Source organism: Gardnerella sp. 26-12, assembly GCF_001660745.1.
Classification (GTDB): domain Bacteria; phylum Actinomycetota; class Actinomycetes; order Actinomycetales; family Bifidobacteriaceae; genus Bifidobacterium; species Bifidobacterium swidsinskii.
This window is the reverse complement of the sequence record NZ_LWSR01000001.1, coordinates 16,421-42,907: the sequence shown is the minus strand read 5'-3', so window position 1 is coordinate 42,907 and position 26,487 is coordinate 16,421. Positions and strand designations below refer to the sequence as shown.

The 26,487-nt window shown below is 41.4% G+C and carries 25 protein-coding genes; 13 read left to right on the top strand and 12 right to left on the bottom strand.

Annotation, left to right across the window (positions count from 1 at the left end):
- Positions 1 to 35 precede the first annotated feature (35 nt).
- From ftsE to A5295_RS00180, 5 genes are all read left to right on the top strand, one after another.
- Positions 36 to 1,499 (top strand): cell division ATP-binding protein FtsE, encoded by a 1,464-nt coding sequence (gene ftsE, locus A5295_RS00200; protein ID WP_012914382.1) that lies wholly within the window; start codon positions 36 to 38, stop codon positions 1,497 to 1,499.
- On the top strand, positions 1,499 to 2,422 hold the full coding sequence (ftsX, locus tag A5295_RS00195) for a permease-like cell division protein FtsX (RefSeq protein ID WP_012914381.1): 924 nt from the start codon (positions 1,499 to 1,501) through the stop codon (positions 2,420 to 2,422). Before ftsE ends, ftsX begins: the two co-directional genes overlap by 1 nt.
- A gap of 146 nt (positions 2,423 to 2,568) precedes the next feature.
- The gene (locus A5295_RS00190; RefSeq protein ID WP_064621393.1) at positions 2,569 to 3,975 is read left to right on the top strand and encodes a CHAP domain-containing protein; all 1,407 of its coding nucleotides are present in this window, start codon (positions 2,569 to 2,571) and stop codon (positions 3,973 to 3,975) included.
- A gap of 133 nt (positions 3,976 to 4,108) precedes the next feature.
- Entirely contained in the window at positions 4,109 to 4,606 is a 498-nt protein-coding gene (smpB, locus tag A5295_RS00185) for an SsrA-binding protein SmpB (protein WP_004107461.1), read from the top strand.
- Between the two features lie 276 nt (positions 4,607 to 4,882).
- Positions 4,883 to 5,791, top strand: a complete 909-nt coding sequence (locus A5295_RS00180) for an ABC transporter substrate-binding protein (protein ID WP_004108432.1) — start codon at positions 4,883 to 4,885, stop codon at positions 5,789 to 5,791.
- A 56-nt stretch (positions 5,792 to 5,847) separates the two neighbouring features.
- Here A5295_RS00180 and A5295_RS00175 read toward each other — a convergent pair whose 3' ends face one another.
- Positions 5,848 to 6,816: a tyrosine recombinase XerC gene (locus A5295_RS00175; RefSeq protein ID WP_064621392.1), complete on the bottom strand. Its 969-nt coding sequence runs from the start codon at positions 6,814 to 6,816 to the stop codon at positions 5,848 to 5,850.
- A 78-nt stretch (positions 6,817 to 6,894) separates the two neighbouring features.
- On the opposite strand from A5295_RS00175, the gene A5295_RS00170 reads away from it, so the two are divergent.
- On the top strand, positions 6,895 to 7,188 hold the full coding sequence (locus tag A5295_RS00170) for a DUF6725 family protein (protein WP_064621391.1): 294 nt from the start codon (positions 6,895 to 6,897) through the stop codon (positions 7,186 to 7,188).
- Between the two features lie 23 nt (positions 7,189 to 7,211).
- Here the strand turns inward: A5295_RS00170 and A5295_RS00165 are convergent, their stop codons facing one another.
- From A5295_RS00165 to asnB, 10 genes are all read right to left on the bottom strand, one after another.
- Positions 7,212 to 8,297: a prephenate dehydrogenase/arogenate dehydrogenase family protein gene (locus tag A5295_RS00165; RefSeq protein ID WP_064621390.1), complete on the bottom strand. Its 1,086-nt coding sequence runs from the start codon at positions 8,295 to 8,297 to the stop codon at positions 7,212 to 7,214.
- Positions 8,291 to 9,286 (bottom strand): prephenate dehydratase domain-containing protein, encoded by a 996-nt coding sequence (locus A5295_RS00160; RefSeq protein ID WP_064621389.1) that lies wholly within the window; start codon positions 9,284 to 9,286, stop codon positions 8,291 to 8,293. The genes A5295_RS00165 and A5295_RS00160 overlap by 7 nt, the downstream gene beginning before the upstream one ends.
- Positions 9,287 to 9,423: 137 nt before the next feature.
- A complete protein-coding gene (locus A5295_RS00155) occupies positions 9,424 to 9,831 on the bottom strand; it encodes a hypothetical protein (RefSeq protein WP_064621388.1) in 408 nt (135 codons plus the stop codon).
- 43 nt (positions 9,832 to 9,874) lie between these two features.
- Positions 9,875 to 11,800: a translational GTPase TypA gene (gene typA / locus A5295_RS00150; RefSeq protein ID WP_064621387.1), complete on the bottom strand. Its 1,926-nt coding sequence runs from the start codon at positions 11,798 to 11,800 to the stop codon at positions 9,875 to 9,877.
- 191 nt (positions 11,801 to 11,991) lie between these two features.
- On the bottom strand, positions 11,992 to 12,831 hold the full coding sequence (locus A5295_RS00145; protein ID WP_004110398.1) for a ParA family protein: 840 nt from the start codon (positions 12,829 to 12,831) through the stop codon (positions 11,992 to 11,994).
- A gap of 48 nt (positions 12,832 to 12,879) precedes the next feature.
- Positions 12,880 to 13,839 (bottom strand): site-specific tyrosine recombinase XerD, encoded by a 960-nt coding sequence (gene xerD / locus A5295_RS00140; RefSeq protein WP_064621402.1) that lies wholly within the window; start codon positions 13,837 to 13,839, stop codon positions 12,880 to 12,882.
- Between the two features lie 94 nt (positions 13,840 to 13,933).
- A complete protein-coding gene (gene rplT, locus A5295_RS00135; RefSeq protein ID WP_004105106.1) occupies positions 13,934 to 14,317 on the bottom strand; it encodes a 50S ribosomal protein L20 in 384 nt (127 codons plus the stop codon).
- Between the two features lie 68 nt (positions 14,318 to 14,385).
- Complete coding sequence (gene rpmI / locus A5295_RS00130; protein WP_004128670.1) at positions 14,386 to 14,580, bottom strand: 50S ribosomal protein L35; 195 nt, start codon at positions 14,578 to 14,580, stop codon at positions 14,386 to 14,388.
- Positions 14,561 to 15,298 carry a translation initiation factor IF-3 gene (infC, locus tag A5295_RS00125; protein ID WP_064621401.1) on the bottom strand — a complete coding sequence of 246 codons (738 nt, stop codon included), beginning with the start codon at positions 15,296 to 15,298 and terminating at the stop codon, positions 14,561 to 14,563. Before infC ends, rpmI begins: the two co-directional genes overlap by 20 nt.
- A 253-nt stretch (positions 15,299 to 15,551) precedes the next feature.
- Positions 15,552 to 17,438 (bottom strand): asparagine synthase (glutamine-hydrolyzing), encoded by a 1,887-nt coding sequence (gene asnB, locus A5295_RS00120; protein ID WP_064621386.1) that lies wholly within the window; start codon positions 17,436 to 17,438, stop codon positions 15,552 to 15,554.
- A gap of 299 nt (positions 17,439 to 17,737) precedes the next feature.
- Between asnB and A5295_RS00115 the strand changes: the two genes are divergently transcribed.
- The 3 genes from A5295_RS00115 (at position 17,738) to ybaK (ending at position 20,640) form a co-directional block, all read left to right on the top strand.
- Positions 17,738 to 18,535 carry a thiamine diphosphokinase gene (locus tag A5295_RS00115; protein WP_064621400.1) on the top strand — a complete coding sequence of 266 codons (798 nt, stop codon included), beginning with the start codon at positions 17,738 to 17,740 and terminating at the stop codon, positions 18,533 to 18,535.
- A 370-nt stretch (positions 18,536 to 18,905) separates the two neighbouring features.
- Entirely contained in the window at positions 18,906 to 19,961 is a 1,056-nt protein-coding gene (gap, locus tag A5295_RS00110) for a type I glyceraldehyde-3-phosphate dehydrogenase (RefSeq protein WP_064621385.1), read from the top strand.
- A 178-nt stretch (positions 19,962 to 20,139) separates the two neighbouring features.
- Entirely contained in the window at positions 20,140 to 20,640 is a 501-nt protein-coding gene (ybaK, locus tag A5295_RS00105) for a Cys-tRNA(Pro) deacylase (RefSeq protein WP_064621384.1), read from the top strand.
- Positions 20,641 to 20,920: 280 nt separating this feature from the next.
- Here the strand turns inward: ybaK and A5295_RS00100 are convergent, their stop codons facing one another.
- Complete coding sequence (locus A5295_RS00100; protein WP_064621399.1) at positions 20,921 to 21,598, bottom strand: sigma-70 family RNA polymerase sigma factor; 678 nt, start codon at positions 21,596 to 21,598, stop codon at positions 20,921 to 20,923.
- Positions 21,599 to 21,747: 149 nt separating this feature from the next.
- On the opposite strand from A5295_RS00100, the gene A5295_RS00095 reads away from it, so the two are divergent.
- The 4 genes from A5295_RS00095 to A5295_RS00080 all read left to right on the top strand — a co-directional run bounded on the left by A5295_RS00095 (position 21,748) and on the right by A5295_RS00080 (position 26,470).
- Positions 21,748 to 22,527: an exonuclease domain-containing protein gene (locus A5295_RS00095; protein WP_064621398.1), complete on the top strand. Its 780-nt coding sequence runs from the start codon at positions 21,748 to 21,750 to the stop codon at positions 22,525 to 22,527.
- A 25-nt stretch (positions 22,528 to 22,552) separates the two neighbouring features.
- A complete protein-coding gene (locus A5295_RS00090) occupies positions 22,553 to 24,358 on the top strand; it encodes a UDP-N-acetylmuramoyl-L-alanyl-D-glutamate--2,6-diaminopimelate ligase (protein WP_064621383.1) in 1,806 nt (601 codons plus the stop codon).
- Positions 24,359 to 24,464: 106 nt separating this feature from the next.
- Entirely contained in the window at positions 24,465 to 25,706 is a 1,242-nt protein-coding gene (locus A5295_RS00085; protein WP_064621382.1) for a hypothetical protein, read from the top strand.
- A 35-nt stretch (positions 25,707 to 25,741) separates the two neighbouring features.
- A complete protein-coding gene (locus A5295_RS00080; protein ID WP_064621381.1) occupies positions 25,742 to 26,470 on the top strand; it encodes an aspartate/glutamate racemase family protein in 729 nt (242 codons plus the stop codon).
- Positions 26,471 to 26,487 lie beyond the last annotated feature (17 nt).

Here is a 26,487-nt window from a genome sequence, read left to right as displayed (position 1 = left end):
ACAATTACACATAATCTTCGGAAGGAATTGAAACAATGTCGCTGATTTCATTAGATCATGTGTCAAAAATATATCCTCGAGGTACACGTCCTGCATTAGACGATGTGTCTTTGCATGTAGATCGCGGAGATTTTGTGTTTCTTGTTGGCGCTTCCGGTTCTGGTAAAACTACATTGCTTAGTTTGCTGCTTCGTGAAGAAGAAGCAAATGGTGGGGAAATTCACGTAGCTGGTAACGATTTGCGCAGACTTTCTAACCGACAAGTGCCGCAGTATCGTAGATCTCTTGGCTTTATTTTCCAGGATTATAAGCTGCTTAATAATAAAACAGTTTACCAAAATGTTGCTTTTGCTTTGGAAGTGATTGGCACGAGTCGGTCTACGATTCGTTCACTTGTTCCTCGTGTTCTTGAAACGGTTGGTTTGACTGGTAAAGAAAATAATTACCCACACGAGCTTTCTGGCGGTGAGGCGCAGCGAGTTGCAATTGCTCGCGCATACGTCAATCACCCTCAAATTATTCTTGCAGATGAGCCTACTGGTAATTTGGATCCAACTACTTCTCTTGGAATTATGGAAGTTTTGGATGCTATTAACCGAACTGGCACAACGATTGTTATGGCTACGCATAATGAGGAAATTGTGAACTCAATGCGTAAGCGAGTTGTGGAGCTTCATGCTGGAAAAATTGTGCGTGATGAGCGTGAAGGATCATATGATTCTGCATTGTATTTCCCAGATAGTGAAGTTGAGCATAATTCTAAAGCACAACAAACTGTTGAAAATTCTCAAGATCAATCAGATCGCGATGCTCAAAAGTCAATTGCTCAATCTGAGCATACTGAACGTCATAAGAGGCTTTCTAAAAAAGCTCAACGTGCTGCTCAGGCGCGTGAAGTTGTTGACATGGTAACGCAATCGTTGAAGAGTGACACTTCAGAAAATGAAGGAATCGCACGTTTGGCTCAGTCTGTTCATTCTGGCAGAACTGGTCGTTACGGCGAAGTGTTCCAGTCTTTGGAAACAACGATGACTTGGGGACGAGGATTGATTTCTTCAAACGATAATGAAGATGTTGAAGAGAATGATTCAGAAGTTGAGATTTCGGAAGATAATAAAGAATCCTCTGAAGTTGCCGGAAATTCTGAAACTGCAGAAACTGCTAATACTACTGAGACTACTGAGACTACTGATAATCACGAAACTGCAGAAACTAATGAATCTCACGAATCTCACGAAACTGCTGAAACTAATGAATCTACTGAATCTACTGAAAACTCTGAAGTGAGCGAAGAATCACAATCCGAAACCGGCGATGAGTTGCAGTCAGAAGCAGAAAGTAAGTTACAATCCGATGTTGAATCTGAGCGTAAATCTCAGCTTCCTCCTATGCCTCCAGCTCCGCCTAAGCCACCTGTTGCAGCTGAAAATACTAATAATGAGAACATTAGTGTTGACGATAGCAATAATGACATTAATAAAACTGAAGGAGCAGAGTAATGCGTTTACGATTTATTTTTTCCGAAACTTGCATTAGTTTGCGTCGTAATGTTTCGATGATTCTTTCGGTTATGCTTGTAACGTTCATTTCTTTCCTTTTTATTGGTGTTTCAGTGCTTATGCAAGCGCAGATTACCAAGGCAAAAGGTGACTGGTATGACAAAGTAGAAGTGGTTGCCTGGCTGTGCCCGGATGGAACTAGCCAATCTCCTTCTTGTGCTTCTGGAAAAGCACCTACTGATGCCGAAATTGTAAAATTGGAGCATATTATTCACCAAGAATTAGGCGATGATGTTTCAAATATCACTTATGTTAGCCGCAATGAATTTTATAAAAACACATTCTTAAAGCAATATCCTAACGGAATGTATCAAGGACGTACTTTAACTGCGGCAGACATGCAAGATTCGTTGCGCTTGAAGCTTACTAATCCTATGAAATATCAGGTTGTCTCAGAAGTTCTTTCTGGACGCGATGGTGTGGAAGAAGTTGTTGATCAGCGTCAGATTTTTGATCCTGTTTTCAGTGTGCTTAATCGCGCTACTGTTGTGACAATTGTGCTTGCAGCAGTTATGGTTGTTGTAGCGATTATGCTTACTGGCACTACGATTCGAATGTCTGCTGCTAGCCGTCGTCAAGAAACCGAAATTATGCGCTTAGTTGGTGCCTCTAACTGGACTATTCGTATGCCGTTTCTTCTTGAAGGAGCGTTCGCGTCGTTTGTGGGTTCTTTACTTGCTGGTGCTGCGCTAAGTTTAGTAGTTAAAGTTTTTGTAACTGATTGGCTTGCGCAGAATGTGCGTTGGATGCCATTTGTTACTCAAACAACTGTGTGGCTATGCGTTCCAATACTTGTAGCTGGTGCAGTAGTGTTATCTATAGTTGCTTCTGCTATTGCTTTGAGGCGATACTTAAAAGCTTAAAATGCAAAATAATAGGTGCGTAATTATTTGCGTTATTTTCGCATGAGCATTGTGAAAGTAATATTTTAGAAGATTTGAAGTAGAAACTCGCGTGATTCCTTGCATTACGGTATAATTCGCAATAGTGATGTTGAAAGGGAAGTGATATGAGCGAAGATCGACATAGCATGTATGCAATTCGACGCACTCACACTGTAGTGAGTTTAATAGTTGCTATTTCAATGATGTTTGCTGGTGTTGCTGGTGCATTATTTAATGCGTCTACAGCAAGTGCTGTCAACATGAAGGAATATAGGCGCAAAATACAACGAAACGAGAATTTGAAGCACCAACTTGCTGGTGTAAGTAAACAACTTGCAAATAAGATCATTGAATTGAATGATTTAAATGAGCATAAAATTCCAAATCAAATACGAGCTGCTCAACAAGCAGAAGAGCAAGCTTCTCAGGCGCGCAGTCTTGTAGAATCAACGCAGCAGCGTCTAGAGTCTGCACAAAAAGATAAGCGTGATTTGGAAGAGAAAATTAAAAAAACTGGTGAAGATTTTGATGATGCTAAGGCTGCTGTAGCACAGCTTGCTCGTAAGAGTTTCCATGGTTCTCAGGCATCTAATGTTATGGATATTGTGACTAAATCAACTACTACAGAACAGTTTGTTGGAAAGTTACAATCCGAGGCTGCTGTTGCTAGAAGTGAAGCAAATGCTGCTAATGATGCTGCTATTAAGTTGAATACTTCTATGAATCGTCGTCAGCGTTTGGCTGCTATTGAAGCAGAAATAACCAAGTTAAAGCAGCAGGCGGATGTTCAAGCGCAAAGTGCTCAAATCGCTGCGAAAGCCGCCAATGATCGCAAAAAGTCCTTGCAAAGTTTGCGAGATCATGGTGAAGAGATTCGTAAGCAGCTGGAAGGTCAAAAGAGTAGTTTGACTTCTCAGTCTGCGCGTGAGGCTGCAGAAATTGTAGCAATGAAATCTGCCATCGATGCTCAAGCGCGTGCTCTTGCTAATAAGTCATTCGCTAAGGCTGATCCGAATGCTGGTAATCGCCAGCAATTGAATGGAAGCTCTGGAAAGAATGTTTACCTTCCTCCGATGCAACTTTCTAATGGTGCTGCTAATGGTATGAATTATACTGTTCCTGGAAATTGCGCAGAAGGTTCTAAGTTCTGCTACGGGCATAATACTGGAAACACTGTTGGTGGTTCTGCTTATCCTGCTCGTCAATGCACGTTATGGGCTTATTTGCGTCGTTCGCAACTTGGTTTGCCTGTTGGCTCCTACATGGGTAATGGTGCTGAGTGGGCGAATACTGGTCGTAGGTTTGGATATTTAGTTAATAGAATTCCACATGTTGGTGCTGTTATGGTGTTTGCTCGTGGTCAACGTGTTGGTAATTGGAATGCTGATTGGCAATATGGACATGTTGCGGTTGTGGAACGTGTGAATGCTGATGGATCAGTTCTTATTTCTGAAGGTGGAACTGGTTTTTCGACATTCCCTGCTTATGAAACTATTTATAATCCAGGCGATTACGAGTATGTGCATTATTAAATATAAGTACTTCAAAGTTTTCAATTTGTTGAAATTGAAAACTTTGTAAGTTTACGACTTATTGTTCTTGCCATAAGATAGTAGTATCTTATGGCAAGTTTCTTTTGTGTGTGATGTGTACTGGAGGGGAATTATGGCAAATAAGCCTGCGCAAGATGGCACTGTTACTGTGGCACAAAACCGTAAAGCGCATCATGATTATGTAATTGAAGATTGTTATGAAGCAGGTCTTGCTCTTACTGGTACTGAAGTTAAGTCACTTCGCGAAGGGCGTGCTTCTTTAGCTGAATCATTTGTGAATATTGATCGTCGTGGTGAAATGTGGCTTGAAGGAGCAAATATTCCTGAATATTTAAACGGCACATGGAATAATCATGCTCCTAAGCGCAAGCGTAAGCTTCTGCTTCACGCTGCTGAGATTGCTAAGCTTTCTAGGCAAACTGAGGCGAAAGGCTACACTGTTGTGCCTTTGCGTTTGTATTTTAAGGGAAGCTACGTAAAAGTAGAAATTGCTTTAGCGCGCGGTAAAAAGGAATTTGATAAGCGTCAGGCTTTGCGTGAGGAGCAAGATAAGCGAGAGGCTTTGCGTGAAATGCGTTACCGTAATCTGCGTTCTCGTAGTATTGATTAAGAGTTGACGCTTCTTTTTTATGCGTTTGTGAAACACTTGCTTGCTTCGCACGTGATAAAAAGTGAGGCAATGCGACACGCACATATTATACATTATTGCGAATAATATGCAGTTTTTGTTTATGAAAAGCATAATTATTGTGCAGATGTACCGCATGAGTATCTTTGTATATTCAATAATCGTATAAAAGGCTGTTGAATTTGTAGGGTTATCGTGTATAGTTATACACATTAATGCAAATTATAGATTCTTAGTACATACATGAGGAGAAGAACTATGTTTAAATCTATGAAGCCTGTTGCTATTGTTGCATCTTTAGTAATGATTGGCAGTATTGCTGCATGTGGACCTGCTGATTCTAAAGAAGCAGACCCTGATGTTGCTCGTAGCTATGATGTAAGTCATGTGCAAAAAGATGATGCTGTTGCAGCCTTGGTACCAGCACCAGTTGCAAAAACAGGAGAGTTAACTGTTGGTGTAAACGTAAGTTATGCCCCTGCAGAATTCTTTGCTGCAGACGGTAAAACTCCTGTAGGTTACGAAATTGATTTTTCGAAGGCTCTTGCAAAGGTCATGGGCTTAAAAGCAAAAATTATGCATGCTCAGTTTGACTCAATTATTCCAGCAATAGGAAGCAAATATAATGTCGGTATTTCTGGTTTTACAGTAAATGCTGAACGTATGAAGTCTGTAGACTTTATTACTTATGCAAACGCAGGTTTGTCTTTTGAAGTGCGTAAGGGAAATCCTACTAAAGTAGATCCAAAGAACCTTTGTGGCAAGAAAGTAACTTTGGAAACTGGAACTGTTGGCGAACCTATTATGGAAGAAGCAAAGAAACAGTGCGCAGCTAAAGGAAATAAGCCTCTTGAAATCATGAGCTTCAAGGAGCAAACTGACGCAACTACTGCACTTCTTTCCGGTCGCGCTGATGTTATGTATGCAGATACTCCTGTTGCAGGTTACGCTTCAATTAAAAATCCTGGAAAGCTTGAAATTTTGGAAAACAGCAAGGATTCTGAACCAATGGGAGCGGCTGTTAAAAAGGGTGATGCAGCGATGCTGAAGGCTGTAAAAGCTGGCATTGATAAGCTTATGAAGTCCGGCGTCTACAAGGATATCTTGAAGAAGTGGGGCGTTGAAGATGTTGCTATTGAAAAGTCTGTAGTTAATCCAAAACTATAAAACTTTAGCTATGAAACTTTAGCTATNRAATAATTGAATACTTAAAACATTTACTATCATGCACGCGGAAAAGCTTGAGAATACTTACGTTTTAAAGATTCAATAGAAACATGAGTGTAACGCTGAGTAGTATTAAGCGATGAATGACCCAATAATTCCTGCACTTCGCGTAGATCTGCTCCACCATTCAACATATGCGTAGCAGCACTATGCCGCAAAGCATGAGGAGAAATATCCGGAACATGCGCACTTTTAGCCTCGTCATGCACAATCTGCCTTACCAAACGCTGATCAATACGCTTTCCGCGAGTACCAAGAAATACTGCCTCTTCAACAGAATTTCGCAATAAAATTTCTCGTCCATCTTTAGAAATCCAAGCAGATAAAGCTTTATAAGCAGGAACCCCAAAAGGCACAACACGCTGCTTATTTCCCTTACCAGTAACTTTTATAGTGTGCGAGGAAAAATTAATATCCTGAATATTTAAACTAGTAAGCTCACCAACACGAATACCAGTCGCATATAAAAGCTCCAGAATTGCAGCATTGCGAAGTCCTACAGCTTTCTGATTTTTGGGACACGAAGTTGAAACATTAGCTTTAGAATCAACATTATTCATTAATGATTCTGCTTGATATTCATCCAAAACAGATGGTAGCATATTTTTAATTTTTGGCGTCATTAAAATTTCTGCAGGATTACCGCTTATGTATTCAACATGCTGACACCATGCGAAAAATCCGCGCACAGCAACAACTTTTCTAGCCAAGCTTGAACGAGCATGATTTCTAGAAGCGTCTGCCATCCAAGAGCGCAAATCATCTGTAGTAAGATCTGAAATATTTTTAAAACCGTGGCGATTACACCATGCTAAACACTGTTTAATATCACTTGCGTAAGCCCGATTCGTGCGCTCCCCTAAGCCTTTATTTGCCTTAGCGTACTCAATATAATCATCTACTAAACTCGCATATTTGGCAGGAAAATTTACGAAACTATTGGAAGCCACTCGCTTATTTTCCATGCTTAATCACCCTTGCGTAACTTTATAAACGTTTGCCATACGCGTCAGTCACATGCATAATACAACAAGGAGCATGTTATGGAAACACGTATAAAAAACTTGACTACACTACCACAGCGAATACCTGCAGGCACGCGCATAGTAGTAAGAACATACAAAATTATAGAAGAAAATAACGATGGAACGCAAAAAATAGAGTATCACGATGTAATTGGGCACGTGCTCGAGTGGGATGGGGCAATGCTTCATTTGCTTCGAGATCCTGCAGCAAACGGCACTAGAGCTGCCGAAGAAATGTTCATTGATGCCAAAACTATTTACCGTTTAAAGCCAATGCCAGAGCGCAAATTCCAAAAGCCGCTTAGTCTGTAGAATTGTCTGATAAGGAGCAAGTTTTACACATTTCTCAAGGAACTATCTGAACGCAACAGCAGTTGCGAAGATTCGTTGGTGTTAAATCCGGAAAGTTCAACAATGGATTCTCCTAAGCGCGCGGATTCTAATAATTCCTGCTGCCAATTGATTTGAGAATCATACTTCCACAATCTGCTATTTGCAGCATCGCTTTGTTGCATACTAGTTTTAGACGAGTTGCGCTGCAAGTATTTATATTCTCTCCAAGATTGAGCTTTAGCAAAAAACTCTTGCTCTAAAGCATCCGCGGTTTCAACATCATTATCTAACATATTTGCAGCAAAAGTTAGCTCAGAAATTACGGAACGCAATAATTTCGCAGTATTATGCCGATTTTCACTTACCATAGCACGAGTGCGTTGAGGATCAGTAAGAGCAACTCGTGTCATATCTCGCCAGGAACCTGCAGATAGTTGTAAAGCAATAGCACGATTAGATTGTTCACATAATACGTTTGCAAGAGCTGTTGCAACAACATGAGGCATGTGAGAAATAAGAGCTGCAGAATTATCGTGCGTTGCATCATCCAAAACTATTGCGCGATTCTTGCATAGCGAAACAATCATTTGCAAAATATTGCAAACTCGCCAAAACTCAGTAGAATCATCAACAGTTAAAGCCCACAAAGCACCATTTAAAAGCTCATCACTAGAAGCTTTCCAACCAGTAAATTCACTACCAGCCATCGGATGCGCACCAACGTAACAATCTTGCAAACCTGCATCTTTTACTTGCTCTCGAACTAAAGTTTTTACGCTGCCAACATCGCTAATAGTTGTGCAAGATTTGTCAATATAAGGTGCAACTTCATGCAAAATACTTGGCATAGCGGCTAAAGCATTGCATAAAATCAAAACATTTGGACGAAGTTTTGCTAAATCTTGCACTTTTTCTACGCAAGTAATTCCTAAACTTTTAGCTTCGTCATAAGGCTCATTATGACGATTCCATGCATATACGTTGCAATTTGCCAGTTTAGCAAGTCGTTTTGCAAGAGATCCACCAATAAGACCAAGACCTACAATGCCAACAGAAAATTTTTGCGAAAATTCAGCATCTTCTACCATAATAATTCTCTTTCTGCACGCAATACGTTCAAATTACGCAAAGCATCAACTGAAGGCTCAACACACACTCCACCATGAGGTAGCATCCAATCATCCATCACCGGATTCTTGCGTTTATCAGAAGAATACACTGCTAAAACTCGAACCCAATCACCATGTTCAACAACCTCTTGAATCATAGCTTTACACGTAGAATCCCAAGGAGCAGCATCAACAGTTGCAATAAAACTGTATAAACCGCCTTGCCCTTTAATCGGTCTAGACATAAAGGAAGTCATATTAAGACCATGATCGCGCACAACGTCAAGCAAATTTGCTAACACTCCAGCACCTGTGTAACGAGGAATAAACGCAATAATTGAGGAAAATGATGAAAAGTTTTCTCGCTGCGTATTAACAAAATTTAAAGCCTGATCTCGAGGAGCTAGCACTAAAAACTCAGTGCGCGCGCCAGAAAAATCTTCAACTGCTTCACTCACAATCTGCCTATTGTATAAATCAGCACAAATTTTAGGACATAAAGCAACTTCGCCAGGAACTAAATCCCTACAAGCGGCAGCGTTTGAAGACGCAGTTTTTTCTTGTAAACCGCGCTCTTGAGCAAACTTACGACATTGCGCCAACGCGTGAGGGTGAGCAACAATAGTAGAACAGTTATCGATTGAATCTGATTTGCAAACAACAGCATCAAAACTAATATCGACGCCTATTCGAGTAATACCAACCATATTTTTTGCCTCAATGAGTAAATCTAAATTAGGTATTACAACGCCTTCAATATTGTTTTCCCACGCAATAACACCCCAATGGTGATGCTCTTCGATTTCACTAGCAATACTAAGAACATTCTCGCAAGCAGTTGGAATAAGTTGCAAATTCTCAAATGATTGTAACTGCTGCTGAACTTTTAAAGCTGCTTGATGAGTAAAAGAACCTTCCGGCCCTAAATAGCATAATTTACGTGAGCACTTACTGTTACTACTATTCATGAGTATTCCTTAAAAACTGTTGCAGTTAAGAATATTGTAAGCAAGACTATTGTAAAAAATACTGCTTAATACTTCTTTGTATGCAAAATTCACAGCGAAGTCACGCTTAAATTATTGCAAATTCTTTGCTCATTTCACTATTCAATAACAAACCAACGCTGAGGTATACAAAGCAAAATTAAGTGAGCAACAAGAACACCGTAAAGCCACAAATATCCCACATATTGCGAACACCATGGCAACGGTATTGTGAAACCAACAGGTACTAGAATTGCACTGCCAATAAAATCTAATGCGAGAATCCAAGCAAACGCGGAGAAAACTATTGCGTGAATAAGTAATCCACTCCAACCACTACGAGATCTTGCACACCAAGCAGACAAAAACAGCAAAAGCATAGACAATACGAATCCGTAAGGAATATTATCCACTGCACCGCAGTGATGAGCAAAAGTACCAATCAACGCGCATATTAGCGCAGAAACACACGTGGTCGCATACCTGCCCCACGAAGGCAAGCGATGCGACCACGGTTTCGACGACATAATAAAACCTAACGTTCCATTACTAATTGGTATATTGCGATTATCATGCAGCGTTGTTGTTTTGACGACGCTGCTTAGCACGCCACTTATACCATTCGTCACGGCTCAAAATAATCTTGCGCACGCGAATTGCTTCAGGTGTAACTTCCACGCATTCGTCTTCGTTAGCAAAGTCAAGAGACTCTTCCAAGCTCATCTTGATTGGCGGAGTTAAGGTCTCGAGAACATCAGCGGTTGAAGAACGCATGTTAGTCATGTGCTTAGCAAGCGTAATGTTTACATCCAACTCGTCTGGCTTGTTGTTAATACCAACGATTTGTCCCTCGTAAACCGGGCTTTGTGGGTCAACGAAGAAGACGCCACGAGCTTGCAAACGCTGCATAGCATAAGGAGTTGCAACACCCTTACGGTCGCAAACCATGGAACCATTCTGACGAGTCACAATCTGACCAGCCCATGGAGCATAACCGGCGGAAATAGAGCTTGCAATACCAGTTCCGCGAGTAGCAGAAAGCAAAGCAGTGCGGAAACCGATAAGACCACGCGAAGGAACAGTAAATTGCAAACGAACCCAACCAGAACCGTGGTTGCTCATAGAATCCATGCGACCCTTGCGATCAGCCATAAGCTGAGTGACGGTACCCATGTACTCTTCTGGGACGTCAATCGTAGTGCTTTCCATAGGCTCATTAATTTGACCATCAATAGTCTTGGTAACAACCTGAGGACGACCAACTGTAAGCTCGTAGCCTTCGCGACGCATCTGCTCAGCTAGCACAGCCAAAGCAAGCTCGCCACGACCTTGAACTTCCCAAGCATCTGGACGCTCAGTTGGAATAACCTTAATAGAAACGTTACCAATAAGCTCGCGATCCAAACGATCCTTAATCATACGAGCAGTAAGCTTATGATCCTTGCCTTCAGTTCCAGCAAGAGGAGAATCGTTTACTCCGAAAGTCATAGAAATTGCAGGATCGTCGACATGAATTAATGGAAGCGGCTTTGGATCGTTTTGGTCAACGATAGTTTCGCCAATCATAATGTCGTTTACGCCAGCAACAGCAACAATGTCGCCAGGACCTGCAGAAGCTACAGGAGTGCGCTCCAAACCTTGAGTGCGAAGAAGCTCAGAAACACGGAAGTTTTCAATGGAACCGTCGACGCGAGAAAGACCGTAAGTCTTGCCCTTTTCCAAAGTTCCGTTGTAAATTCGCACTAAACCGAGACGCCCCAAGAAGTCAGAGGAATCAATGTTTGCAACATGAGCTTGAAGAGGAGCACCTTCTTCGTATTCAGGAGCTGGAATGTTCGAAATAATAGAATCAAACAATGGCTCCAAATTATCGTTATCTGGCAAACCACCATTTTCAGGCTGATTAACAGAAGCATAACCAGCTTTAGCAGCGCAATAAATCACTGGCAAATCAAGCAAAGCGTCGAGATCGAGGTCAATACCTTCCTCAACAACATCCTGAGCCAAGCCAAGAAGCAAATCTGTAGATTCGCCAACAACTTCTTCAATACGAGCATCTGGACGATCTACCTTATTTACGCACAAAATAACAGGAAGCTTAGCTTCCAAAGCTTTACGAAGCACAAAGCGAGTCTGTGGAAGAGGACCTTCAGAAGCGTCAACCAACAAAACAACGCCGTCAACCATAGAGATACCACGCTCGACCTCACCACCGAAATCAGCGTGACCTGGAGTATCAATAACGTTAATAGTGATACCTTCTGGATGGCCATACTTTTCAGCTAATGGACCTGTGTACTGCACAGCAGTGTTCTTAGCAAGAATAGTAATGCCCTTTTCGCGTTCCAAATCATTGGAATCCATAACGCGATCTGGAACTTCTTCGCGCTCAGAAAATACGTGCGACTGCTGAAGCATGGCGTTTACCAGAGTGGTCTTACCGTGGTCTACGTGCGCCACAATTGCCACATTTCGAATATCACCGCGAACAGTCATCACAAACCTCTTCCATTTCTTCGCGTTTAAGTAATTATTAACATGCAACCGCTTAAGCTATAAATATCGGCTGAAACAGTAGCTATATACATTATTGACAAGCACCCAAATAGGTAAACTGCCAAACCGCACCGATTTTACTAGCGAGCGCAGACAGCTTTTAATACACACTAACGCAGAACAACAAGAACTTAAGCAACAACACCTTTAGCAATAAGCTCACGCGCAACTTCGCGGTACTCTTTTGCAGTCTTGTGTTCAGGAGCAAAAATAGTGATAGGAACTGCAGCAACTGTAGAATCTGGCAGCTTAATAGATCGCGAAATCACAGAGTGCAAAACGCGATCTTGGAAAGCTTCATAAATGCGCTGCAACACTTCCTCACTATGAAGTGTGCGAGTGTACATAGTGACAAGAACTCCAAATACTTTAAGATTTGGATTAATACGAGATTGTACCTTCTCAATTGATTGCATAAGAAGAGCCACGCCTCGAAGAGCAAAGAACTCTGCAGCAAGTGGAATAATCACACCATCAGCTGCCGTTAACGCGTTTACAGTAAGCAAGCCAAGAGAAGGCTGACAATCGACTATAATAACATCGTATTCGTCGCGCACTTTGCGTAATACACCTGCTAATATTTGCTCTCGTCCTACTTCAGTTACTAACTGAACTTCAGCTGCGGATAAATCAATATTTGCAGGAATAATATCAATATTTTCTGTTTCAGTATGACGAATTACGTCGTGAACGTCTACAGACGAATCAAATAATGCCGTATAAACTGTATTATCAAGCGCATTTGCGTTAATTCCAAGTCCAACTGTTGCTGCACCTTGCGGATCGAAATCAACAATCAAAACGCGACGACCATACTGACTTAGTGCGCCAGCAATATTAATGGAGCTTGTAGTTTTACCAACTCCACCTTTCTGGTTGCACATTGCAATAATGCGAGCAGGACCGTGTGAAGTTAACGGCTCTGGTGCATGAAAAGTCTCGTATTCGCGTCCAAGTAAATCAGTAGGCATGTTCCCCACTTTATCAACAGGTATACTCACGAAACTCTGAGCATAAAATTATTTAGCTCGAGGATGGCTCATTACGTAAGCTTCAACTAATGCGTCAGGGCTAATATGCGTATAAATTTGAGTTGTTGTAACTGAAGCATGTCCAAGCAACTCTTGAACTGTGCGCACATCAGCACCACCTGCAATAAGATGCGTAGCGAGAGAATGCCGCAACGTATGCGGATACAATGGTTTGTCAAGTTTTGCGCGCTCGCCAGCTTGCGTTACTATTTCCCATGCTGATTGGCGAGAAAGTGCATTACCTCTCTTATTTAAGAAAATTGTGTGCAATTCACGTTTACCCTTTAACGCTAATTCTGGGCGAGATTTCTCCATATAGTTACGAAGAGCACGAACAGCACACCCACCAATCGGGACTAAACGCTGCTTAGAGCCTTTACCAGTAAGTTTTACAACAGACTCATTTAAATCAATATCTTCGAATTTTACGCCAACTGCTTCCGAAATTCGCGCTCCAGTAGCGTATAAAAACTCGAGAAGCGCGGTATCTCTAATCGAAATAGCATCGGAACTTCCAAAATTCCCTGCAGCTTCAATAACTCTATTTACTTCTTCAATACTTAAAACATCTGGCAAATACTCGGCTTGTTTTGGAGCTTTTACTTGCGCTGAAACGTCAGCTTGTATGTCGCCATGCGCAAGCATAAAGCGATGCCACTCGTGAATACTTGCAAGTCGACGCGCAACTGTTCTAGTTCCCAACCCTAATTCATTCAAAGTTCGAATGTATGATTCAATATCTAATTGAGAAATAGTAGTAATATCTTTTATTTTTCGTTCGTTGTAAAGCCAGCATGTGTAATCTTGCAAATCTGAAGCGTATGCAGATACTGTTTTTTTAGAAAGACCACGCTCAATATCAATATGCGCAATAAAGCGTTGAATATGAAGTGCAAACTCTTCAGGAATATTATTTTTCCTATTGTCAGAATCAAGATTTGAGCGCATATAAACAATTATAGCTAATAAGTAAATTTGTTGATTTAAAAGAAAAAGCCCACCTAAATTGGTGGGCTTAAAATAGAACTCTATTAAAGCAAAATCAGGCTTCAACTGGAGCGTTTACATCAGCTGGCAATGCAGCCTTAGCAGCTTCGACAACAGCCTTGAAAGCTTCAATATCGGAAACTGCGAGCTCAGCAAGAGCGCGACGATCCAATTCGATGCCTGCCAAGTGCAATCCCTGAATGAAGCGATTGTAAGTGATGCCTTCAGCGCGAACTGCTGCGTTAATGCGCTGAATCCACAACTTGCGGAAATCACCCTTGCGAGCCTTGCGGTCGCGGAAGTTATAAGTAAATGAGTGGAGCAGCTGTTCCTTTGCCTTGCGATAAAGACGGGAGCGCTGACCGCGGTAACCAGAAGCCCTCTCAAGAACAACGCGACGCTTCTTGTGAGCGTTTACTGCGCGCTTTACTCGTGCCATAAGTATTCCTCAGCTTTCTTAAAAATTTTCGATTGCGTATTCGTTTACGAGCAATTCTTACTTGTTACTTACTTAACGAGCAAGCCCTTAAGCTTCTTGCTCTGCGCAGTAGCCAATACTTTATCTTCAGAAAGAGCACGACGCTTACGAGCCGACTTGTGCTCCAAGTTGTGGCGCATGGCGCTACCATCGTGCATCACCTTACCGGTACCGGTAAGACGAACGCGCTTGGACGCTGCGGAATTAGTTTTCATCTTCGGCATTGCTGCCCTCCTTATGATGTTGATCGGATTGCATAGCATTTACTGCAGCTGCAGCTTGTGACTGAACCTCTTGCTTAGCTGCAAGACGAGCAGCCTGACGAGCTTGACGCTCAGCGCGAGATTCAGCGCCACGACGACGCTGCTCAGACTGTGTATGAATTTTCTTGCCTTTTGGAGCAAGAGTCATAATAATATTTCGACCTTCTTGCTTTGGCGCAAACTCTACTGTGCCACTTTCAGAGACCTCATCTGCAAGTCGGCGCAACAATTCAACGCCACCAACCGGACGAGATTGCTCACGGCCACGCAACATAATAGTTACTTTTACCTTGTCTCCGCCGTTCAAGAAACGAAGCACATGACCTTTCTTCACATCGAAATCGTGATCGTCGATCTTGAGACGGAAACGAATTTCCTTAACTTCTGCGACGGTCTGATTACGACGTGCTTCACGAGCCTTAATCTTTTCGTTGTACTTGTACTTACCGTAGTCAATAAGCTTGGCTACTGGAGGCTTAGCAGTAGGTGCAACTTCGACAAGATCGAGGTTAGCTTCCCTTGCAAGGTTTAACGCGACAGAGGTTGCGATAACTCCCACTTGCTCGCCCTTTGGACCAATAAGGCGCACCTGAGGGACTCGAATTTCCTCGTTAATGCGTGGTTCGTCGCTAATGATGACTCCAATCCTTCTAAATACTTGTAAGATGTAATACACCAAGAAGTCCAAGAGCTTAAGATTCACCACTTCATATCAATAAAACGCTATATAACAGCGCAGCAAGCAGCACAAGAGCTAACTTGCGTGACCGAAGTCATGAACCCGAAACCACAGTAGGCTTCCAGGTGGGGACATCCCACTTTCTTGATTACTCAAGCCGAATATCTATTTTACTAGAAGCCTTGACAAAAAGGCAGCCAACACACGAAATGTGTTTTGACTGCCGCAAATCAAAGCTAGAACTATGCGATTTCTACGCTAACTGCATCGGCTCAGGCTTCAATCCATCATGATTAAAGTACACATCATACCAAGTCAGGAATGTGTAAACTGTCCAAATCTTACGACGATCGTCATTTCTCTTTGCATAATTATCGTCAATCATACGAAGTAAAGCATCTCTATCGAAGAATTTAGCAGCATCGTCACTTTCAAACGTCTTACGCACAATCTTATAAAAACGTTCCTCGCGCAACCAATCCTTAACTGGCACAGGGAAACCAAGCTTTTCTCTGTCATACCAAGCTTTTGGCAAATGACGGGACGCAGCTTGTCGGAAAGCAAACTTCGTATTTTCGTCAGTAATTAAATATTTAGTAGGAACTTTTTCTGCAACATCCATAAGAACGCGATCAAGCAAAGGCACGCGAAGCTCCAAAGAATGTGCCATAGTCATTTTATCTGCCTTAAGCAAAATATCTCCTGGCATCCATTGATGCATATCAAGATATTGCTTTTTCTTGACTTCAGAAAGTCCCTTACCAGCAATTCTATTGTAAATAGCATCGACGATGCTGCGAACGCTAGGACCTTTGCGATACTCAGGTTTCAAAAGTTTTACAGCATCTTCCTCATTGAAAACCTTTGACTGACCGATAAAATGCTCCTCAGCTGGAGCCAAATTAGCGTACAAATGCCATGCTCCGTGGAAATGCTTTCCTTTTGCAGCTCGACCAATCGCGTAACGCAACTTTTTTGGCAACTTTGCAAGCATGCGAGTCACAACTTTAATAAGTTTAGAACGCGTGTGAACACCATAATCAATGTATCCTGCAAATAATTCATCTGCTCCCTCACCGCTTAGCACAACGCGTAAATCTTGCGAAGCTAATTTTGCAAGGAAGAATAATGGGACGCAAGAGAAGTTAGAATCAGGTTCGTCCAAATACCACTGAATTTGTGGGAAATAACGGAATGCGTCAGCGGCGTCAATAATTTCAGATTTATTGTTTAAGCCAATAATTTTTGCCAATTCGCTTGCTTGTTTGGATTCATTGTATCTTCCACCGGCAAAACCAATAGAATATGTGTGTTCAGGGCGTGCAACAGCGGCAACATAACTTGAATCAACTCCAGAAGAAAGGAACGAACCAACTTCAACATCCGCAATTTGGTGAGCTTGAACAGAATCACAAACTGTTTTATCAATAGAATCAACTAATTCATTCAAGCGTTGCTTTGTTTCTTTGAAATTAGGATCATAATATTGCTCAATCTTCATTTCGCCATTCTTATACGTAAAGCAATTACCTTCACGAAGCTTAAAAACGCCTTTGAAGAAAGTTTCGTTAATTGCAGGATATTGGAATGTCATAAACGGCTTAAGCGCATTTTCGTTAAGTTCCTTCTTAAAATCTGGATGGCGCAGTAAAGATTTAATTTCGGATCCGTACATAAAAGTACCGTTCATTTGCGCATAATAAAAAGGCTTAATACCGAAATGGTCGCGAGCGCCAAACAATTCTTGAGTACTCTTGTTCCAAATAACAAATGCAAACATTCCGCGTAAACGATTAAGTAAGCCTTTACCCCACTCTTCGTATCCGTGCACTAATACTTCTGTATCGCAATCAGTATGGAAAGTGTGACCAGCTTTAATAAGTTCTTCGCGAAGTGGCTTGTAGTTATAAATCTCGCCATTAAAAGTAACTGCAAGATTCCCATCCTCGTTGTACATAGGTTGGGATCCACCGTGAAGATCTATAATGCTAAGTCGACGAAAACCAAGTGCTGCGTGTTCGTCAATCATAGTTCCATACTCGTCAGGACCACGATGCGCAATCACATCTGTCATATCTTTTACAATTTGGCTTTTGACGTTAATTGGGGTGTCATTAATGAACCCTGCAATTCCGCACATTTATTTCTCCTCGTAGAATATACAACACAGCATTACGTTAGTCTACTAGCAAATAATTAACGAAAATCCATAATAACTTGGAAAATCTAACTTGCCATGCAATATTACACCAAGCACTTTATGTTAAGCGAGTATTAGTCTAAAAATTCCTGTATTTGCCGGAATAAAAGCAATAAAATACGTTAATATCAAATCCAAAAATGGCATAAAACATAGTCAAATGTTGGTTAACAACTACGCTTATAAACTCTTGTTGTAAATGTATGGTATCAGTACAAATGCAGCGTTATTATGTTGCTATGGAACCTTTGCAACGCTGCGTAGTATTAGCAGCAGGAGATTATTACGACCATACGCGTGAGCATGTGCCAGATCGCGCTTTAACAATTGCAGCTGATGGAGGCTGGGATCATGCATGTAAATTAGGTTTGCATGTGGATGCGCTCATCGGCGATTTTGACTCTGTTAGATTAAAGCTCCCTACTGATGCAGTTATTACTAGATTGCCTGCAGAAAAAGATGATCCGGACTTACTTTCTGCGTTGAAAGTCGGTTGGGCTAAAGGCTCTCGAGAATTTCATATTTTCGGAGGATTAGGTGGTCGAGTTGACCATACTATTTCTAATATTCAACTTATGGTTCGTTTAGCGCGTCGCGGTGGAATTGGATTCTTGTACGGCGACGGTCAAATTGTTACAGCAATACATGATGGATCTCTTGATTTTCCAGCATCATCTGGAAATGATTTGCGCATAGTTTCCGTTTTTTCTCATACTCCAGTTTCTAATGATGTAAATGAAGTTGGATTAAAGTATCAGCTTAAACACGCAACCATGCATGGAGATGCAGTACAAGGTTTAAGTAACGAATTATTAAATGATACGCCTGCTCATATTGACGTTCATGAAGGAACACTTATTGTAACCTTCCCTATTAATGCTCCATTACCACAGGTGAGCTGGTTTAAAAGACCAATTGGAGATTTAGGCGAAGTCGATACTTCTATATCTGAGGCATTAGCAGTTCCTCTTGAAAGCGAAACTACTCCAACATATTCGACTACTGCAGCTGCTGAAGCAATGACGTATAACGAATAGCGCAAACTTTAGTTTGCACAAATGGCTGACGAGGTTCTTTTACTTGAAAACTCGTCAGCCTTTTTCTTTTTAACATTACATGCGTTGTTCAATTGAACAATATTGATTCGTAAAATGTTATACAAAAACGCAACTGGAAACTATCAAAAAATTCACAAAAACACTCATAAAACACAGCATGTTAACGCTCACTGTTCTCACAATGCATTATTGCAATAAAAGTGAGCTATATTACAACTCTTCGTACATACCGCACACTAAAATGAACACCGTTAATTCAAATAACGATGACCTAAATGCGTGAGTTTTCATCGCGAAAATAGCGCGGCTTAAAACGTTGCGCACGAGGTCTCACTCAAGGGAGAACCACATGACAGTCAAGATTGGTATTAATGGTTTCGGTCGTATCGGTCGTCTCGCATTCCGTCGTATTTTTGAGCTTCAAGCTCGCGGCGGTCAAGCAGGTGACATCGAAGTCGCAGCCATCAACGATCTGACCACCCCTTCGATGCTCGCCTACTTGCTCAAGTATGACAGCACCCACGGCACATTCCGCCACGATGACGGCACCCCAGTTGAGGTAACCTCCACCGAAGACGCAATCGTTGTAGATGGCAAGACTTATAAGGTTTACGCCGAAAAAGACGCAAATAACATTCCATGGGTTAAGAACGATGGCGTTGAATTCGTTCTCGAATGCACCGGTTTCTACACTTCTGCAGAAAAGTCCCAGGTTCACTTGAACGCAGGCGCTAAGAAGGTTCTTATTTCTGCTCCTGCTAAGGACGAAACCACTCCAACAGTTGTGTTCGGTGTTAACCACGAAATCTTGAAGGCTTCTGACAACATTGTTTCCGCTGGTTCTTGCACCACCAACTCCATGGCCGCAATGGTGAAGTTGCTTCAAGATAACTGGGGAATCAAGTCCGGCTTCATGACCACAATTCACGCATACACCGGCACTCAGATGATTCTCGACGGCCCACGCGGCTCCAAGCCACGCAACAACCGTTCCGCAGCTTGCAACACCATTGAGCACTCCACCGGCGCTGCTAAGGCAATCGGCAAGGTTGTGCCAGAAGTTAACGGCAAGCTCCAGGGTCACGCACAGCGCATTCAAGTTCCAGACGGCTCTGTTACCGAGTTAACTACTGTTCTTGAGAAGCCAGCAACCACTGAAGAAATTAACGATGCTTTCAAGAAGGCTTTCGAAAACTGCGAGTACTTCGGTTACAATGCAGACAGCATCGTGTCTTCTGACATCATCGGCGACACCCACGGTGGCGTTTTCGATCCAACTCAGACCGATGTGAACACTGTTGACGGTGTAACTTTGGCTCGTACCGTTACCTTCTACGACAACGAGTACGGCTTCACTTCCAACATGATTCGCACCCTTCTTTACTTCGCTGAAATCTCCGAGTGATTTCGCTAAGCATCGATTAGCAATAGTTGCTTGTGCGAATATTTAATATATCAAAAACCCCTTGTGCTGCTTTCTAAGCTCCACAAGGGGTTTATATGTTTAATATACATTAAGTCAACAGTCGGTATAGCATATCATGTAACACAATTTGATGGCTGAGTATAAGGCACGGTAACAAATGAGTAAAAAACATGCAGAAACCGGAAAAGCAACTCCTGCTATTGCGCAACTCGAAAACGCAGGCATCACCTTCCGCATAGCGCAATACGAGCATGACGCTAATCACATGGACGACGGCTACGGAATTGAGGCTGCTGAGAAGCTAGGCGTAAGCGCAGCTCAAGTTTGCAAAACTCTCATGGTTGACACTGGTGAAAAGCGAGTAGTTGGAATTGTTCCAGTAAACGGACGTCTCAATATGAAAGCAATTGCAGGAGCCGTACACGCAAAGAAAGCAAGTATGACAAGCCCAGAAGTCGCGCAACGAGAAAGCGGCTACGTAGTTGGCGGAATTTCACCATTCGGACAAAAAACGCATCATGAAACAGTACTAGATAGTAGCGTAATGCAATTTGATGAGATTCTTGTTTCTGGAGGAAAACGAGGATTGGACGTAGTTCTTAATCCTCAAGATATCGTAACATTATTAAACGCAACTGTAGCTGATATAGCAGCATAAGCAACATAAGCTTTATCACTGCAAATATTGCTACCAACAAGTGATTGCTCGCACGAGATTAGTACGTTGACAAATATAACGTCTTGGCAACGTGCGATAATCCCTAAGGTTGTTCATTAATCGTTAAGGAGTGCATTATGGGTATGCGTGGCCGCAAGCGCAAGGCGCGTCGTAAAAAAGCAGCGAATCATGGCAAAAGACCAAATGCTTAAGCTATAAATTCGCTTATACATACTGTAAAGCCCACGTCAATCGTGGGCTTTTTCGTTTTAACATACTTTTATTCACTAGAATAATCAGAAAGCTCACGTTTAAGTTGCATGCGAGCGCGGTTAAGTCTACTCATAACAGTTCCTATTTTTACGCCTTCTTCTTGCGCAATTTGTTTATAAGATTTACCTCGAATAGCAACTTCAATAAAAACTTTTCTACGCTCAGGTGGCAACTTACTAAGCGCCGCAATAATCTCTTGTGGAGCAAACCCTTCTAAATATTCTTGTTCAGCAGAAAGCATTCCTTTTGCGCAATGATTAGAAGCCTCATAAATATCCCAATCATTGTAGTCACCAGTTTCATCGTTAGCACGTTTAGGGCTTCGTTTTGCTTTCGCGTACTGATTAAAATACAAATTTCGTTCAATCCTGTTAATCCAAGCAGCAAAATTTGTGTCAGGCTGAAAAGTTTCAAAAGATTTAAGAGCGCGCTCAAAAGTATCTTGCACTAAATCTTGCGCATCCTGCGCATTTTGCGTAAGACGCATAGCTTGGGTGTATAAAGGATCAACGCAAGTAGATACAAGTTGTTCAAATCTTTTGCGTCGACTTTCCATTGCAGAACTTTGCTTAGTATTTACTAAACGATCACTAAATAAGCGAGCATTACAATTTTTTGCACTTTGTTTTTTAGCTCTTACGCTTTTAGAGCACATAACATTTGTCTTCTCGATTTGCTCACTCATATAGTCAATAATACTTTCATTTTGCACATATAGCTACTAATTTGTCGTGTTGCATACTGTAGCGCAGCGCAAGATGATAACACATCGCAGCACAATAACGCAGCGCGGCATAGTGTGACATTGCGTGACATTGCGGTAGTATTGTGACTATGCCAACTCATATTCAAGAATTGTTAAATGCTTTAGATTTAGCACCTAAGCAAGATGAAAATACATTACTTGCTGAATCATGGTTACTTGGTTTCGACACTGAAACTACAGGTGCAAATATTGGTAAAGATGCCATTGTTTCTGCAACTCTAGTATTACGCAATCCTGAACTAGCTCACGCTGGAGATGTGGTATCAACTTGGTTAATTAACCCTCATCAGCCTATGAATCCTAAGGCAAGCGAAGTAAATGGTTTCACAGACGAATACCTTCAAGAACACGGCGGAGAGCCTGAAGAAGAACTTGAATTCCTTGCACGCGCAGTAAGCATGGCTCAAGCTAAGAATATTCCACTACTTGCTTATAACGCTCCATTTGATATTGCAATGTTACGTCACGACTTGAAGCGTTGGCATCTTACTGCGCTAGAAGAACGCGCAACTTGTTCAATACATGCACTAAACGCTAATGACATTCTTACTGTTGACCCTCTTGTTATCGATAGAGCTGTTTCTAGAAGATCCGGCAAGCGTACTCTCACTATTACATCTCAATTTTATGGAGTTGAACCAATCGGAGATTTCCACGATGCTACAGCAGACACAGTTGCAGCTCTTGATTTGATTGCTCCAATGAGCAAACTATATGAGTCAGTAAGTTGCATGAGACTGAATACTATGATGGATTGGCAGCGCGAAGCTTATATTAATTGGCGAGATAGCTTCAATCAATGGCTGCAATCTCACGGACGTGAGCCTATTACTGGAACATGGCTATAAAACATTTGGTGAAAAGAAGTAAATTATGATCATGCATAACACGTTGTCATTAGCAAGCGCAAGTGAAATTTTGCAACACTATGGTTTGTTGCGCGAAATGATTCAATATGGTAAAGCAGAAGATACTAATAGTGCTAATACTGCTAATACTAAAGAAAAAACTGTAGACTCTACTCATTCTCGCAATGAAATATGGTCTTTAAATCCGTATTATTTCCCAAATATTGATGCAGACGAGTGCTTCACTAACGCAACTTACGATACTCGCGATATTACACCTGGAACACTTCTGTTTATTAAAGGCAATTTTCAGTCGGAATATCTTTTAGATGCAGACAACAAAGGACTTGCTGCATATGTTGCTGAACAAAGCTACGCACAATACACAAAAGCTGTTGGTTTAATTGTTACGGATGCTAAAAAAGCAATGAGCGTGCTTGCAGCAGCATTCTTTGGAAATCCACAAGAAAAACTCACTATTGTTGGAATTACTGGAACTAAAGGCAAAACAACTACAGCCTACTTTACTCACGCTATTCTAAACTCCCATTCGCACGGTAAAGCAGCACTGTTTTCTTCAGTAGATAATTGCGTAGACGGAAAAAATTACGTTGAATCTAATTTAACTACTCCTGAAAGTTTTGATGCTTTCAAAATGATGCGCGAAGCTGTAGATAACGGCATGAAGTATCTTGTTATGGAAGTTTCTTCGCAAGCATATAAGGTGAATCGCGTATACGGTCTTAAATTCGATGTTGCAGCATTCTTGAACATTAGCCCAGACCACATTAGCCCTATTGAGCACCCAACTTTTGAAGATTACTTGTATTGCAAACGACAAATTATTGCAAATACTAAGCGTTTAGTACTAAATTCTGATACAGATCATGCAGATCTTCTTTTACAAGATGCGGAACGCAACAATGTGCTCGTAACAACTTTTGCTCGCATTAAAAAAGATGAAATAGAAGGCGATGCTTGCGAAAATGACAATTTCGATGATCTTGACGACGATCGCATAAATTATTGCGCGCCTGCTAACGATGACGATTACACGGAATTACTTACTCCTGACTACATTGCAATGCCAGTAGAAAATAGTGAATCACATTGCATCGCTATGCGAGACTCAAGCGAAGACGACGACTATGAAGATAACAACTACGAAGAAGACGTGCACTACTGCCCTATTGACGAATTCGCATTGTCTATTGCAGGAGATTTTAACTACGAAAATGCTTTAGCTGCGATCGCTATTGCAGGAGAATTGGGAATTAATCAGGATACTGATTTACACGCACTACACGCTATTGAGAACGTGAAAATTTCTGGACGCATGGAAGTTTTCAAAGACACGCACTCAAACATGATTGCAGTTGTCGACTATGCGCATAACTACATTTCTACAAAATCAGTTCTTGACTTTGTAGAAGAACGCTACGGCAAATTTAATCCTCGAATTACGCTAATAACTGGTTCCACAGGAGATAAAGCTGTCGACCGCCGTAAAGAAATTGTTGAAGCCGCGCAAAACCGCATAGAACAGTTTATTTTCACTACTGAAGATACTGATACTGAAGACGTAATGCATATTTGCGAGGATATGCAAAGTTATGTTACTAACCCAAATGTTTCTTCACGCATTATTATCGACAGAGCTGAAGCAATAGAATACGCTTACAACGATGCTGCAAACAGCGAACAAGAAAATGGAAGATTAAACATTCTTCTTGCTATTGGTAAGGGCGATGAACGTTGGATTAAAAACAAACGAAAGCATGTACCGTATGAGGGTGATTCATTCGTAATAAAGCGTCTTTTTGGTCTGTAATACGCTTATGCGAAAGTATGAAAATATACGAATAAAATAAACGCAATTACTACATAAACTAAATAACAAGCTAGCTAACAAACTAAAACAAATGAAGAAGATACAAATGAATAATCAACGATTCCAACCTGTGTTACTCGGTAGCGATATAAACGCATATGGCATGGCTCGAGCATTCCATGAAGAATATGGCATTACTTCAATTGCTTTTGCGCACTTCCAACTTTCACCTACGAAATTTAGCAAAATTGTCGATGTGAGAATTGTTCCAGGCTTTGGAGAACTTCCTACATTCCGCAATACAATGCTTAATTTTGCTAAATCATGGCATCAAGAGCATCCTAATACCAAACTTCTGCTTATTCCTTGCGGCGACGTATATGCGAACCTTCTAAGCCAATGCGGTGATGAATTGCACGAATATTTTGCTTTCCACACATTGCCAAATTCGCTCAATCGCCAGCTTAGCCTTAAAAGCTCATTCTATAAAACTTGTGAAAAATACAATCTTCCTCATCCAAAAACTAAAGTTGTAAACGCTCAAGAAGTAGCAGCGCACGCTTATGAAGATTTGCCATTCAGCTTCCCTATTGCTATGAAACCAGCGAATAGCACTAAATGGCTTGATATTGATTTTGAGGGACGTAAAAAAGCTTTTATTATCAATACTCCGCAAGAACTTGATACTCTTATTCAACGGTCGTACAAAGCTGGCTACGATGACGAAATGATTTTGCAAGACTTTATTCCTGGAGACGACAGCCGCATGCGTGTGCTAAATGCTTACGTTGATAGCGATCATCATGTGCGCATGATGTTTCTAGGACACCCTCTACTAGAGGATCCAACTCCAGAAGCAATCGGAAATTATGCAGCTATTATTCCAGACTACAATGAAGAAGTTTTCCAAAATATTAAAGCATTTTTGGAAGATATACATTACGTTGGCGTAGCTAATTTTGATATGAAATACGATGAGAGAGACGGAAAATATAAGCTTTTTGAAATCAATTTACGCCAAGGCCGTTCAAGCTATTTCGTCACTTTAAACGGATTTAATATTGCTAAATATTTTGTTGAAGATTTAATTGACCATAAGCCTTTTGACGGAAATACTGTGTTCGGTCGTGGAGAAAAGTTGTGGATGGAGATTCCGCGATCGATATTTTGCAATTATGTAGCAGAAGGCGATGAAAAGAAGCGCGGTCTTAATATGATTCGTCGCAGCGATTGGGGCACTACGCTAGAATATAAAAAAGATATGAATCTGCTACGCTGGTTGATGATTCGTCATATGTTTTCAATTTACACAAGGCGTTACGCAGAATTTTTCCGCAATAAAGCGTGAAAATTATTACGTAACTTTGAAGGGAATATGAGACAATGAAACGTCCGTTTTTTGCTGTACTTGGCGGCATGGGCACACTTGCAACAGAAAGCTATATTCGTTTACTTAATAAAGAAACGCATGCACATAACGATCAAGAGTTTTTAGATTATGTGGTATTCAATGATGCTTCTGTGCCAGATAGAACAGCATATATTGTTGGCGAATCATCCGAAAGCCCATTCCCTACTCTTGCAGACGACATAGCTAAAGCAACTGCAATAGGTGCTTCATTTATTGTGCTCACGTGCAATACTGCGCATTACTTTTACGATAAGTTCCAAGCACTCACCGACGTGCCAATTATACATATGCCGCGTGGTGCTGTAGCTGAAGTTTCTAAACGTTACCCAAAGTCTAAATGTAACCGTATTGGATTCTTAGGTACTGCAGGATCGCGTAAAGCTGGAGTGTATCAGCGCGCTATAGAAGAAGCAGGATACACATTCGTAGCACCCGACGACGATTTGCAAAAACGCATTACATCACTTATTTATGATGATGTAAAAGGCACAGGCAATCTTAATTTACGCCGTTACGAGTCCGTTTTAAGCGACATGCTCGACCCTGCAGGAACGTGCCGTTGCGACGCACTTATTTTGGGTTGCACAGAATTAAGCGTACTTAATGAAGCTTTTCCTCTTCCGCAAATACCGTTAGTTGACGCTCAAGCAGTACTTGTAAAAAATACTGTAGAAAAAGCTAAATCTTTGCGAATTAAGTAGCACAAATAGCTTAATTT